Genomic DNA, 13083 nt, shown 5'->3' on the forward strand with positions numbered 1-13083 from the left:
ATAAATAGATATGCACGACTTATTACTCAATATTAGTAGTCAATTATTGACAATGGGATTGCCTGTTATTGACAATAGCTTAGATAAGCTACTAATTGCCATGCAGGACTTTCCAAAAGCAGCCTTTTTCGGCAACACCTTATCCATGGCAAAGGCACTTGGACTTGTCCTCGCTTTATGTGTTGGCTCATACGAGGCTTGGATGATGATGCTGGGACGAAGAGGCATGGATGTAATGAAACTCCTAAGAATTGTCGGGATTTCATTTTGCATTACTTGGAGTGGAACCATTTGTTCTGCACTATCTTCTCCAGGACTTGCCTTGGAAAAAGGAGCAAGAGCGATGACCACTTCTAAAAATCAAGAAGTAGCCATGCAGGAAAAGATGGTTGCAAAACTACAAAAAAAATATGTTGATAGGCTAAGAGCTGTACAAGATAGTCTCAACAAAGCAAAAGAAGTAAAAGAAATAGGAGAAGATGCGGGGACTTGGGACAAAGTTGTCTACTCTATGACACATCTCACAGACGTACTCGAACGTAACGCTAAAAATTTAGCAGCTGTAGCAGAAACAAAAATATCAGAATGGATTAATGATATCATCCGCTTTCTTGGAGAACTTATTTTTCAAATGGCATACTACGGCATGTTTGTATCACAACGATGTTTTATGACAATCATGGGGATATTTTGCCCTGTTGCATTTGCTCTATCGATTGTCCCTCCATGGGCTAATGCGTGGTCACAATGGATAAGTAAATATCTATCGCTATCACTGTGGGGTGTTGTCATCTATATTATTTTGTATTACGTGGACTATATATTACTATATTGTTTACAAACAGATGTCAAAGCCTATACAACATTATTAGGAAATGTAGACGCTTCATGGGGACAAATTGGTACACTTGGATTACAAGGAATAGGCTCTACTTGTTTCTATGCAATGGGGATGCTTGTTGGTTCATGGATGCTAAAATTTGTACCGGAAGTAAGCTCTTGGCTCATTCCTGGTGGTGTAAGTTCTTCTATTGGTAGTGCTATGGGAGGTGTCGCAACTACTGCAATTATTGGAACGACACAAAATGTTACTAATACAAGTATCTCCGCAGCAACAAGCTCTGTTGCAGGAACTGTCAACGCAGCATCAAGTGTTGCGGGCTCTTATATGCAACACAGAACTGACGGACATAGTGTAGCCGGAAGTATTGCAGGTTCTGTCCTAAATCAAACATCTATAGGAAAGAACTATGCATCTGGTGCCAAAGAAGCTCAGAAATTCAATAGCATAGGGAAGTGATAAAGAATGGACACTAAGAGCAAAAAATAAAAATTATAATATATGCTGATAGAAAGTTTAGAACAAAAAACAAGATTGGCACTTTTCACAGTGGCAACTACGATCATAGCCTGCACCATTATCTGTGGCTATACTGTTTTCTCTTGTTTGAAAATGGTACAAGAAGAGCGTAGTCAAATCTACGTGGTTGATGGGGATATACCATTCTTAGCAGAGCGTAGTAAACAAGAAGCGAACTTTGTAATGGAGGCCAAAGCTGACATTCAACTATTCCACCAATACTTTTTCAATCTTCCACCCGATGATGATTATATTAAGTGGACGTTAGGAAAGGCCATGTATATGGCTGACGGAACGGCTATGAAACAAAAACAGGCTATGGAAGAAGCTGGTTTTTTCTCTGACATTGTATCATCCTCTGCTGTATGTACAATTATGTGTGATTCAATCCAGCTGGATGAACAGAAACGGACGTTCAAGTACTTTGGAACTCAGTTGATTAAACGTAGGTCTAGGGATGTACACCGTTCTATTATTACCGTTGGTGGATTAGAAGTTGTCCCAAGAACACGTAATAATCCTTTCGGGCTGCTTATCACCAATTGGCGCACACTCGAAAATAAAGATTTAACAACCCCATGATATGAAAAAGAAAGAGAAGAAAGCCCTGAAAGAAGCAAAAAGGAGAAGGCAAGAGCGTAAGCTAATTGTCTTCTTTTGGAAGCTATTCAAACAATGGGAGATCCGGGAACGGATAATAAAGGCTAACCATTGGGCAAGCATGCATAAGAAGAGAACTGCCGTTCTGACAGTATCAGCTTTGTCCATTTCGCTTGTCATAGGTATTCTGACCTCTCTCTTATCCATTAAGAATGAAGAGAGGGAATCCAACTTTATGAATGAAATAGAAAATGTGCAGCCTATGTTCCAAGGAATAAGACAGATTAATAATTCAAAAGCTGTACAACAGGAAGAATATGCGGCATTAATCAACAGAGGAGAAAAAATTAAGAAAGAACTTGATTCGCTAATAGCACTCCCCAGCAAGTCACATGATGATTCCTTAAAAATTCTCACAGATTATAAACAACTAACAATTATCACCAATAACATCAATAATAATGAAGAAAGATGAAGAAGATTAATTTTAAACAGCCAAAATATATCTTCCCCTTAGTTACCTTTCCTATAGTTACATTCTTGGCTTATCAGCTTACAAGCCTATTCAGTGGCTCAACACAACCAAAAACAGGAGTAGTCACAGATAGTATCAATATGTCTCTTCCTGATGCAGAGAATGATGATATGAAAGATAAAATGGCAGAGATGAATAATCGATTCAGTGATGATGATGCTTATACTGCTGTTGACGGACTGGGAGAAGATAAGGAAGCTAAAGACAGCACGAGAAGTGGCTATACTGAAGCAGAATTAGACAATATTGACGCAGAAAATGCAAAAAGGAAACGGCAAGCTAAAGAAGCTGAAGATATGGAACGCAGTTTGGAACAAGCAAGAAAGCATATCAATCACTGGGATAATGGTGGTGGAAGCAGTTACTCAAGAAGTGCAGAATTAGATGGTTATGCAAAAGAATTGGCACGTATTCAGCAAGGAAATCAAAAGAGGAAAAAGTCGTATGATATGGCACTTGGCTCTGATGACTTCAGCGATACGGACTTTAGCAGTAATGGGAAACAAACAAGTAAAGGTCGTAATAGTAGCTCTCCCAATAATAAGAATAAAACAAAAAATGAGAAAGCTGAGATTGTAAAGAAAGTACCTGACACTAATGCGGAACGTTTCAATACTATTAGTGATGAAAGTAAGGTCGATGAACCATTAATTAAGGCTATGATAGACCAAACGACAAAAGTTCATGATGGAACAAGATTGCGATTCAAACTTTTAGATGATGTGGTTATCAAAAGTATTAAAATAAAGAAAGGTACTTATCTATATGGGACAATAACTGGATTTGGACAACAGCGTGTAATGGCCACGATTACAAGTATCTTAGTAAAGGATAAGTTCCTAAAGATAAATCTGTCTGTTTATGATAACGATGGAATGGAAGGCTTTTATGTTCCAGAATCTACTTTCCGATCTATGATGAAAGAAGCTGGTTCACAAGCCGTAGGAACAAATATGAATTTTAATAACAGTGGAATGAGTAGCGAACTCACTGGCGAAAGCTTAGCTCTTCAAACTTTACAGAACATGTATAACTCTGCTTCATCTGCCGTATCAGCTAATATGCGCAGGAATAAAGCACGTATTAAATACAACACCATTGTTTATCTTATCAATACAAATGCAGAATAAAATTAATTGTAATTATGAATAGAATTTTATTGTTTTTCATTGCATTGGCAACCTGTACCTTACAGGCAAGTGCTCAGACTAAGTATAAGGAAATTGTTCCTGATACTGCAAAAGTAAGATATATTAGAAGGGAGAAACCCGAAGATGCCTATATCTTTGCCCAAAGGGAGAAAAGAAATATCATTTGGGTAAACGAGGATATTACAACACATATTATTATGCCCGAAAATATTAAATTGGTCGATATTTCGACAAATAAAGTTTTTGGAAATCAATGTGCTGATAATATTGTACGTATCAAACCATCAGGGAGGATGTATAACAACGAACTCGCAGGCACGATTACTATTATCGGAGAAAGACATATTGCACAATACAATGTAGTCTATACCAACGCTCCATCGAGAGCTAATGCAATATACAACATAGACTATGCAGACATGCAAGCCTATAATAATCCCGATGTACTTATGCCACAGAGTGATATGGCAACATACGCATGGGCAATATATTCAAGCCCTCGAAAATTTAATAATATCACAGCATCTGCATATGGCATCAAAGCTGTCGTTAATAACATCTATGCCATAGATGACTATTTCTTTATAGATTTTTCATTATACAATAAGACTAAAGTAAAGTATGACATTGAGGAAATGCGCATTAAACTCATGGATAAGAAAGAAGCCAAGGCTACAAATTCTCAAACGATTGAACTTACACCAGTTTATTCACTTAATCATACGCCATCTTTCCAAAAGTCATATCGTAACGTTATAGTTCTAAAGAAACTTACTTTTCCTGATGAAAAAGTATTGAAGCTTGAAATTTCAGAAAACCAAATTTCAGGGCGTGTCATCTATATCCCTATTGAGTACTCTGACATTTTACATGCAGATGGTTTTGATGAAAGTCTTCTCCCTAATCTTAAAAATAAATCAAAATGATGAAACAGTTACTATGTACACTCATTTCCCTTTTGTCATTCTCTTTGGCTTTTGCTGGAGAGGGAGACCAATTTGTTAATGTCAACGCAGGTTTTCTGTTTAACAGCACCTTAAATGCCTCGATTGGCTACGAACAAGAATTGCCTTATGGAAATGCAGTAGAACTTTATGGTGAAATCGGAAATCATTTCCATAGTGAAGATGGCAAATATTATAAAGATACATTTTGGAAAGACTACTATTGGGATGGAGGGTTGCTCTATAAACAGGCTATTAAGCGGTTTAAAAACTCCATACTTCGCTTTCGGATTGGGCCACAATTTGGTTCACACAAAGGAGATTATTTCTTTGGAGCTGAAGGAGGATTTGAATACAACTATATCTTCCAAAATGGCGTACAGTTTTCTGTCATTCAGAAAAACCAAGTAAACTTTTTGCATGGAGATACATTTCGTAATGGATTAATGATTGGATTTAAAATACCCTTATAAAATGAGAATGTTAGATATAAATAAAGTCGTTATCATCAATTGCTTTATTACCCTCATACTTTTATGCTCATGCAGTGATAGACCGGAGACTATAGACAAGAGCCTCAGAGTAGGTAACATCTTACTCTCTGATAATACAATTACTTCTCCTGAAGGATATAATAAGAATACTGACACTGCTGTGGGAGTTATATTCTATCAAAATGGAGACACAGTTATTGTCGTTGGAGTAAAAGAACTTGGTCAATACATCTATTCTGACTCCATAGGAACGATAGCAAGTGTAACAAACAATAGCTACTCACTATGTGGAACAGAAAATACAGCAGCCATATTATCCTCTTCTTTTCAATCTCCTGCTGTAAATGCAATTACACAATATCCTTCTCCTATTTCAGGTTGGGCACTCCCATCAGCAGGGGAATTGAAACGCCTGTCTCAGAATTTGAATCAAGTAAAGATTGCAATGAAAGTTATTGGAGGGGATGACTTCAAAAGCGGACAATATTTAAGCTCTTCACAAGATGGAACAACTTCAGAGACTCAACAATTACTCTACTACGGAGTTAGCTTACAGAATGGCTTTGTAACATCAATCAACAAACACGTACCAAATAATGTAAGACCCATTTTGAGATTACGATAGACAACTAATAGTTTACATTTGGGGGAGGTTAAAGCTACAAAGTTTGATTTGACCTCCCTCTTTTAATAATACATATATGGCAGTGGAAGAAACTAAAGAACAGCAACAAATATACAATATATTTAGGAGTTGCATCTACATCATTCTTATTTTTGAAATTATTGTCAATCTACCGATAGGAGTAGATAACCCTATCAGCGCTTTCCTCTTAAAATTACTCACAAGGTTCAGGATATTTAATAGTCCAATGGGCTGTAAAATCATGGAGATTATCTGTGTCCTTATCACTTGCACTGGTACGAAAGCGAAAAAAGAATTAAAGTTCAATATGAAGACGATGGTCATTTATCCTATTGTCATTGGATTTGTATGTACTTTAGCATGTCTTTGCTTCCATGTTGGCCAGTGGGGAGGATATATGATGGGAATATCTTTGAATAGGCTATTGTATGCAATAACCTCTATTATTGGGATTATGATGATACATCAAGGGCTTGATGCCATTGCTAAGCACTACAACCATAAATTAGGTGATGATCGATTCAATTTCGAAAATGAAAGTTTCGAGCAATCAAGGGAGAAAATAGAAAATGAATATTCTGTCAATATCCCCATGATATTTTATCACCAAAAGAAAATGCACAAAGGTTGGATTAATATTATCAATCCGTTTCGTGCAACGTTAGTCTTAGGAACTCCTGGCTCCGGTAAATCCTTTGGGATTATAGACCCTTTTATTCGTCAACATGCAGCCAAAGGGTTTGCTATGATGGTTTACGATTATAAGTTCCCCACACTGGCCAAAACGCTTTTTTACCAATATTGTAAGAACAAGCATTATAATCACCTCCCTGAAAATTGTAGTTTCCATATCATTAACTTCGCTGATATAAAATATTCTAATCGCATAAACCCTATCCAAAAAAAGTATATCCCCGATTTAGCTGCAGCATCAGAAACAGCTGCTACTTTATTAGAGTCCCTAGGAAAAGGAAGCGGAGAGAAAAAAGGTGGTTCTGAAGCCTTTTTCCAAAATTCGGCTGAGAATTTCCTTGCAGCTATTATATATTTCTTTGTCAATTTTCATCCTACAGGGTTTAAAAAAGGTGAGAAATTAAAACATTATATTCTCAGTGAAGGGAGAAAATTGCGTATCATCATCAAAGGCTGGGATGAATACTTGGCCATTGATGAAAGTGGAAAAGATGAAAATGGGAATATTATACAAAAGGTAGTGCTTGACTTTATTGATAAAGAAGGGCATAATCTTTCGACAGACAAATATGGAATGTTTGTTGAACTAGCGGGGTTCCAATATATCGATATGATGGGGACATTACAAACCATTCAAAAAGAATGGTACGAAGATGGTAAAGGAAATGAGGTTATACCAGATACTATTACAGGAGAATTCTCTGATATGCCACATGTCCTCTCATTTTTGGGTAGACCCTATGACGAAGTATTTGATATCTTAATGCAAGATGAAAATATTAAATCATTAATGGCACCATTTTCTTCTGCGTACAAAAATAGAGCTATGGATCAATTAGAAGGTATGGTAGGAACACTTCGTGTTAATGCTGCCAGATTGGTTTCCCCTGAGTCATACTGGGTGTTTAGTGGAGATGACTTCGATTTGAAAATTTCAGACCCACAACATCCTTCTTATCTAGTTATAGCCAATGATCCAGAAAAGGAACAAGTCATAGGTTCTCTTAATGCGCTCATCTTAAACCGTCTAGTTACTAAAGTAAATAGTAGAGGGAACGTACCTGTGAGCATCATTGTTGATGAGCTGCCAACACTTTATTTCCACAAGATAGACCGCTTGATAGGTACAGCACGAAGCAACAAGGTGGCTGTAACGCTAGGTTTCCAAGAACTACCTCAATTAGAGGCTGATTATGGCAAAAACGGTATGCAGAAGATTCTTACGACTTGTGGTAATATCTTCATGGGAGCTGCACGAAATAAGGAAACATTGGAATGGGCACAGAACGATGTCTTCGGGAAAGCAAAACAGACCTCTAAGTCGATTACGATAAATGACAATAAAGTCTCTACTTCCATATCAGAAAAGATGGACTATCTTGTTCCTGCATCTAAAATTGCAGATATGGCCACAGGATGGCTGGCAGGTCAGGCTTCTCGAGACTATACGCCAACTGACAAAAGTGCACTGGGTAGTTTTGATATTGAAAGTTCAGAAGAGTTCAAAACATCTAAGTACTTCTGTAAAACCAATTTTGATATGGAAAAGATAAGAAAAGAGGAACAACATTATAAGGATTTGCCGAAAATTTATAACTTTGCTAACGAGAAAGAAGAAATGTTAGCTAAAAGTAACAATTTCGCTCGTATTAACCAAGAAGTTGAAACTTTTGTAAATCAAATTCTTGGCAAATCTGAATCATAAAATGGAGCTGAAAAAAAGAAAAAATATAACGACATTTGATCAAAATGAATTTGGAAGAAGATGTGAGACAATTAGAAAAAAATTGTGTCTTACACAAACAGAGTTAGCAAGAGAATTAGGAACAACTCAACATATGATTTCAAAAATTGAAAATGGGAATCCTGTTCTATCTAAACTCCTGCTATCTCTACTCTTTTTTTTCTCAAAATCTGTATCCTTGGATAAGTTCTTTGACCCGAACTTCGACCTGCTCAAAGATGATATTGTAACCAATACATCATCTTTGAACAGCATTGTAAAAGCCAAAATGAAACTTCTCAAAGAAGAAACCGATAAGATATTAAATGATACACGGAAAAATATTGCACAACAGATAGATGATGCTACAACATTGCTGTGACAATACTATTGCAAACAGTATAACTACATGGGCACCCACTATTTAATACTGAATGTACCTACTGGTATTTGCGTGGCTGTGATAATAGACATATAGAAGACTCCGTACTCTCCAGGCTTTGCCTCTTGTTCTGGAATTGTAAGCAAATAAGAGTCATCCCCATATTTATGACCACTAAAGTTGATATAGCCACCGTTTTCAACTTCTTGCGTTCCCAATAACGATGATGAGAAAGACAACCATTGGATACGCCTTTCTTTTTTGGTACAGTTGAAACGAACGATACGATAAATTTCCATTGGATCTGCTTCATTATCCCCTACCTTAACAACGATGCGGATAGCTTTTCCTGATGGAGCATTATAAGATGATTTTCCACCAGCAAAAACAATGTCCATTCCATTAGCTCCTGCAAGTATATCTGCAGCATCTGCCATACTTCCAACACTTGCCGCTGTCCCCATAGTCTTAATGCCAGCTACAGCCGCACCAACGGAGCCACCATGAATACCGACAAGTGCACCGGCAGCCCCAGCTGCTTGCGAGACACCACCGACAATCTTAGCCCACTTTGAAACCTTGTTTTGATGCTCTTTAATCGTTCCATTTTCCTTGGGGAGTATGGCATATGTTGTATCACTCGTCAACAAACAATAAGTATTATTAAACTCTGGTTCTACCAACTTTTGATTTTTTTGTGCCTGCATTGTCCCACCAAAGGTCAATAAGGCTACTGCTAAAAAAGAAAACCTGTTCATTGTGTTTATGTTTTATTTATTGATTTTGCAAATATAACTAAAAAAATTATACCATTATAATTTTGTTCTTTAAATTTTTTCTGCTACCTTTGTGAACTGTAAATCTAAAAATATTAGATTATGAGTTTACAAGATTCAACACAAGGTTATATATTATCATCACCAAGAACTGTGTTTACACTACCTTCTATCATAGTAGATACACGAGAAAAAGATATGTCCAAGCTAACGAAACGCTTACACTATTACAAAAAGAAGGGCGTTTTGCGAAGTCTGAGGAAAGGACTCTATGCCAAATGGGACTATAATGAGCAAGAAGTAGCTTGTTCATTATATACACCATGCTATCTTTCTTTGGAATATGTACTTCAAAGGGCTGGTGTTATCTTCCAATATGACGAATGTCTTACTTGTGTAAGTTACTTAAGTAGAGAGATTCTTGTAGATAATAAAAATTATTCCTATAGAAAAGCTAAGAGTGCCATCCTGCTCAATAGAAAGGGGATTATCAACCAAGATAATATCAACATAGCATCACCGGAACGCGCCTTTTTGGATACGGTTTATCTTTATCCACACTTTTATTTCGATTACCCAGATATTCTCAACAAGGAAAAGATCATGGAACTCTTACCCATTTATGAAAATAAAGAAATGGAGAAACGAGTTATTAGAATATTAGAATAATATGGACATCAACAAACACCGCTTTATGATGATGAGAATCCTTAAAGATGTATTCTCTGATTCACAACTATCTTCCAACTTGGCTTTCAAAGGTGGTACATCATTGATGTTTCTTTATGGCCTACCACGGTTTTCAACTGACTTAGATTTTAATTTACTTGATAGAACCAAAGAACAGTTTGCCTTTAGCAGAATGCAGGCTATTTTGACGAAATATGGAAAAATAGCTGATGCAAACATCAAGTTCTTTGGCCCAATCGCCGTATTAGATTACGGCGTTGGAGAAAGAAAACTAAAAATCGAAATATCAAATAGGGAGTATGGAAATCATTATGAACGAAAGAACTTTAATGGTATTAATATTCCTGTCATGACCAAAGAGGATATGTTTGCACACAAACTATGCGCCTTACTCGATAGGAAAGATATTACTGGACGTGATGTTTTTGATTGCCACTTCTTCCTCTCTAAAAATACAGAAATCAATAAAGATATTGTTGAATATAGAATGGAAAAACCACTTGTCAACTATATCCAAGACTGCATTGATGCACTTCATAAATTATCCGATAAGACGATTATGAGTGACATGGGGGAGTTATTAGACGATAAAGGAAAGACGTTTGTGCGAACAGCTATGCGCAATGAAACAATTTCCCTTTTGGAAATATTTAAAGACTTTCCACTGATAGCCCAATATGAGGATAGCAAAATGAATGTAGAAGATGTTTCTGTTTTTAAAAAGAAGACGGGAATGCATGCAATCCGAGCTACAATCGATGGGAAAACTTATCTTGGAAAAGAACTCTCTAAAGGGGATACGCAGTCCTACTTAGAACAGAAAGGGAAAAAAGAACAGACTACCTTTGCCTCGATATTAGCAAAAAAATATTTCATTAAAGAGTGGAGTTCTGATATGAAAAACAAGAATAATATTCAAAGGTAAAGTCCCTACTCAAAATATCGGGAGAGGGGACTTATACACTATATAACATTGTCTACTGACGTAATGCATTGACAATGCTTCTAAGTTTTTCTATATAAGCTTTATCTTCTGCATAGCCTATTCTGTCTAAGAATGCAAAATAATCCCCACCTTTATACTTGTATTGCACATAATCTCGATAGGCTTTGACACTTTCTTCCCAGTTTTTAAATCCATAATAGTCTCCTGTCGACGGACGGCGCAGACCGAATAGGTTATTCTGTTCCAAACAAACGCGCGATGTAAAATATCCTGTTTCTAAGATAGCTTGGGCTATAACGATAATTTTATTGGATACTTTATGCTTTTCAAGTACCTCATATAGATTGCTAATCGTTAATTCAAGAGGAGGACGTTTCCCAAATTTGAGATAGGCAATTTTATCTTGGAGACCTATTATATAGTGATTTAAATAGGCAATAAATGGTTGGGGGTCAACGCTCTTCCAGTTTTTCATTAAGGCAAGATGAAGATGTGGCCCAGTTGATTTACCTGTATTGCCTGAAACCCCAACAATACTACCAGCAATAACATGTTCACCCTCTTTTACGGTAATTGTAGACAAGTGCCCATAGAGACTTTGTAAATTTCCGTAATCTAAAATGATATAATTACCATATCCTCGGTTACCAAAATGCACTTTCTTAACTACACCAGGAAGCATAGAATAAACATACTCATTATTACATTGCAAGTCTATACCATCATGAAAGCGCTTACACTTTTCCACAGGGTCTTTTCTAATCCCAAAAGAAGAATTTAGCTTAAGATAGTCAAGTGGTAAACAGACATTCATCCTATCCTTTAATAGTCCCATTAACAAGCTATCTGTCGTATTTACAAAAACAGGAATACTTTTCTCTATCCTTATTTCTCTTCCCTTTGGTTGGGAGAAATAATTATATGCTTCTTTACTTCTGCTAGTAGAAGCTTTTTCTTCTGAGTGCCTAATATAGTTGTAATCTTTCTCATGGTACCCCGATAATATCTGCACTTTTGCTGTATCTGTAGTTATAGTGTAAAACTGCGCTTTCACTGCAGAAGAGAAAAAACCGAATGTTAAAAATAAAATTAACTTCATTCTTGTATACTTCATAAGATATATTTTTATTATATTTGCCGTAAAATTACAAAATTATATTCATATATGAATAACAAAAACGTTTTTTTGGAAGAAGAAATTCCCTATAAGAAACTTGAAAAGATAGGGATTGATAGGAAAAGTATCTTACAGATGCCTAAAGAACTAATAGAGCCATTACTGGGTGGAAGGCAAACTCCTTTGATACAAGCTGCCTTCAAAACTACAGAAGGGAAAATTATGCAAATCCCTCTCAAACTACAATTAGTCAGAGATAAAGAGGGAAATGCTTCTATTATGGTTTTTCCAGCAAGGAAAGAAGTTAACAATGATATCAAACTTTCACCTTATGAGCTAGAACGACTTCAAAAAGGAGAAATCCTGAAAAAGGAGGTTAACAATGATGGAACACGCCGAGTAAAATTTATCCAGTTAGATAGAGAGACGAATAATCTTCTCCTGCGAAATATCTCTTCTGTTAGACTTCAAGACAAATTGAAAGATATTGAGAAAATTAAGGATATTGAACTAGGGGCGCAACAGAAGCAAGCTATTGTTGAGGGTAAAGCTGTAGAACTCAATGTAGGAAATCAAAAAGTTACTGTTGGTGTAGACCTGAAAGAACCACAAGGGTTCAAAATCGTTAAAGGAGATATGCGCGAATGGGAAATTCAACAAATGATACGCTACGATTTGGAACATGAAGGCTTCATGGGGTATGTCAAAACAGACCAAAATCGTTGGGAATATCAACAGGTCGTAGATAAACTTCAACATAAGGGAGAAACAAATCTTTCACAGAAACAAGAAAACAAACAATCTTCAGGGATAAAGATGTAAAACACGCCCTACCCCATTTATATAATCTGGAAAATTATATTAATCGATAAAATGCTGAGAAATGGGAAAAAATAAGTTACAACAAAAGTCATTTTTTGCAGATAGACTTTGCTAAATGGTAGTTGACTATTTAGCATGAGGTTTTATCAACATGTTTAATAGTCAATCCCATTATTGACTGCAATATGAGTTAATGTTCTAATT

At 36.3% G+C, this 13083-nt stretch carries 14 protein-coding genes; 12 read left to right on the forward strand and 2 right to left on the reverse strand.

The window, feature by feature from the left end:
- Positions 1-10: 10 nt before the first annotated feature.
- From HMPREF9431_RS03675 to HMPREF9431_RS03715, 9 genes are all read left to right on the forward strand, one after another.
- Positions 11-1300, forward strand: a complete 1290-nt coding sequence (locus HMPREF9431_RS03675) for a hypothetical protein (protein ID WP_004379772.1) — start codon at positions 11-13, stop codon at positions 1298-1300.
- A gap of 42 nt (positions 1301-1342) precedes the next feature.
- Entirely contained in the window at positions 1343-1942 is a 600-nt protein-coding gene (traK, locus tag HMPREF9431_RS03680) for a conjugative transposon protein TraK (protein WP_004379773.1), read from the forward strand.
- A gap of 1 nt (position 1943) precedes the next feature.
- Entirely contained in the window at positions 1944-2435 is a 492-nt protein-coding gene (locus tag HMPREF9431_RS03685; RefSeq protein WP_004379774.1) for a hypothetical protein, read from the forward strand.
- Positions 2432-3625, forward strand: a complete 1194-nt coding sequence (gene traM / locus HMPREF9431_RS03690) for a conjugative transposon protein TraM (RefSeq protein ID WP_004379780.1) — start codon at positions 2432-2434, stop codon at positions 3623-3625. The genes HMPREF9431_RS03685 and traM overlap by 4 nt, the downstream gene beginning before the upstream one ends.
- A 14-nt stretch (positions 3626-3639) precedes the next feature.
- On the forward strand, positions 3640-4572 hold the full coding sequence (gene traN, locus HMPREF9431_RS03695; protein ID WP_004379781.1) for a conjugative transposon protein TraN: 933 nt from the start codon (positions 3640-3642) through the stop codon (positions 4570-4572).
- Positions 4572-5063 carry a hypothetical protein gene (locus tag HMPREF9431_RS03700; RefSeq protein WP_004379782.1) on the forward strand — a complete coding sequence of 164 codons (492 nt, stop codon included), beginning with the start codon at positions 4572-4574 and terminating at the stop codon, positions 5061-5063. The genes traN and HMPREF9431_RS03700 overlap by 1 nt, the downstream gene beginning before the upstream one ends.
- A 1-nt stretch (position 5064) precedes the next feature.
- Positions 5065-5709: a hypothetical protein gene (locus HMPREF9431_RS03705; RefSeq protein ID WP_004379783.1), complete on the forward strand. Its 645-nt coding sequence runs from the start codon at positions 5065-5067 to the stop codon at positions 5707-5709.
- A 76-nt stretch (positions 5710-5785) separates the two neighbouring features.
- Positions 5786-8128 carry a type IV secretory system conjugative DNA transfer family protein gene (locus tag HMPREF9431_RS03710; RefSeq protein ID WP_004379784.1) on the forward strand — a complete coding sequence of 781 codons (2343 nt, stop codon included), beginning with the start codon at positions 5786-5788 and terminating at the stop codon, positions 8126-8128.
- Position 8129: 1 nt separating this feature from the next.
- On the forward strand, positions 8130-8528 hold the full coding sequence (locus tag HMPREF9431_RS03715) for a helix-turn-helix domain-containing protein (protein ID WP_040560797.1): 399 nt from the start codon (positions 8130-8132) through the stop codon (positions 8526-8528).
- Positions 8529-8566: 38 nt separating this feature from the next.
- Here HMPREF9431_RS03715 and HMPREF9431_RS11960 read toward each other — a convergent pair whose 3' ends face one another.
- Positions 8567-9286 carry a hypothetical protein gene (locus tag HMPREF9431_RS11960; RefSeq protein WP_004379786.1) on the reverse strand — a complete coding sequence of 240 codons (720 nt, stop codon included), beginning with the start codon at positions 9284-9286 and terminating at the stop codon, positions 8567-8569.
- A gap of 120 nt (positions 9287-9406) precedes the next feature.
- Between HMPREF9431_RS11960 and HMPREF9431_RS03725 the strand changes: the two genes are divergently transcribed.
- The gene (locus tag HMPREF9431_RS03725; protein WP_004379787.1) at positions 9407-9973 is read left to right on the forward strand and encodes a hypothetical protein; all 567 of its coding nucleotides are present in this window, start codon (positions 9407-9409) and stop codon (positions 9971-9973) included.
- Position 9974: 1 nt separating this feature from the next.
- On the forward strand, positions 9975-10919 hold the full coding sequence (locus HMPREF9431_RS03730; protein ID WP_155812928.1) for a nucleotidyl transferase AbiEii/AbiGii toxin family protein: 945 nt from the start codon (positions 9975-9977) through the stop codon (positions 10917-10919).
- Positions 10920-10971: 52 nt separating this feature from the next.
- Here the strand turns inward: HMPREF9431_RS03730 and HMPREF9431_RS03735 are convergent, their stop codons facing one another.
- On the reverse strand, positions 10972-12054 hold the full coding sequence (locus HMPREF9431_RS03735) for a peptidoglycan DD-metalloendopeptidase family protein (RefSeq protein ID WP_004379789.1): 1083 nt from the start codon (positions 12052-12054) through the stop codon (positions 10972-10974).
- 72 nt (positions 12055-12126) lie between these two features.
- Between HMPREF9431_RS03735 and HMPREF9431_RS03740 the strand changes: the two genes are divergently transcribed.
- Positions 12127-12879 carry a DUF4099 domain-containing protein gene (locus HMPREF9431_RS03740; RefSeq protein WP_231287696.1) on the forward strand — a complete coding sequence of 251 codons (753 nt, stop codon included), beginning with the start codon at positions 12127-12129 and terminating at the stop codon, positions 12877-12879.
- Positions 12880-13083: the final 204 nt, after the last annotated feature.

Source organism: Segatella oulorum F0390 (genome assembly GCF_000224615.1).
In the GTDB taxonomy this organism is placed as follows: domain Bacteria; phylum Bacteroidota; class Bacteroidia; order Bacteroidales; family Bacteroidaceae; genus Prevotella; species Prevotella oulorum.

Excerpts from the sequence above, each read along its gene's own strand:
- traM (WP_004379780.1), top strand. The coding sequence starts at position 2,432 with ATGAAGAAGATTAATTTTAAACAGCCAAAATATATCTTCCCCTTAGTT.
- HMPREF9431_RS03730 (WP_155812928.1), top strand. The coding sequence starts at position 9,975 with ATGGACATCAACAAACACCGCTTTATGATGATGAGAATCCTTAAAGAT.
- HMPREF9431_RS03710 (WP_004379784.1), top strand. The coding sequence starts at position 5,786 with ATGGCAGTGGAAGAAACTAAAGAACAGCAACAAATATACAATATATTT.
- HMPREF9431_RS03675 (WP_004379772.1), top strand. The coding sequence starts at position 11 with ATGCACGACTTATTACTCAATATTAGTAGTCAATTATTGACAATGGGA.
- HMPREF9431_RS03700 (WP_004379782.1), top strand. The coding sequence starts at position 4,572 with ATGAAACAGTTACTATGTACACTCATTTCCCTTTTGTCATTCTCTTTG.
- HMPREF9431_RS03685 (WP_004379774.1), top strand. The coding sequence starts at position 1,944 with ATGAAAAAGAAAGAGAAGAAAGCCCTGAAAGAAGCAAAAAGGAGAAGG.
- HMPREF9431_RS03705 (WP_004379783.1), top strand. The coding sequence starts at position 5,065 with ATGAGAATGTTAGATATAAATAAAGTCGTTATCATCAATTGCTTTATT.
- traN (WP_004379781.1), top strand. The coding sequence starts at position 3,640 with ATGAATAGAATTTTATTGTTTTTCATTGCATTGGCAACCTGTACCTTA.
- HMPREF9431_RS11960 (WP_004379786.1), bottom strand. The coding sequence starts at position 9,286 with ATGAACAGGTTTTCTTTTTTAGCAGTAGCCTTATTGACCTTTGGTGGG.
- HMPREF9431_RS03725 (WP_004379787.1), top strand. The coding sequence starts at position 9,407 with ATGAGTTTACAAGATTCAACACAAGGTTATATATTATCATCACCAAGA.
- HMPREF9431_RS03735 (WP_004379789.1), bottom strand. The coding sequence starts at position 12,054 with ATGAAGTATACAAGAATGAAGTTAATTTTATTTTTAACATTCGGTTTT.
- HMPREF9431_RS03715 (WP_040560797.1), top strand. The coding sequence starts at position 8,130 with ATGGAGCTGAAAAAAAGAAAAAATATAACGACATTTGATCAAAATGAA.
- traK (WP_004379773.1), top strand. The coding sequence starts at position 1,343 with ATGCTGATAGAAAGTTTAGAACAAAAAACAAGATTGGCACTTTTCACA.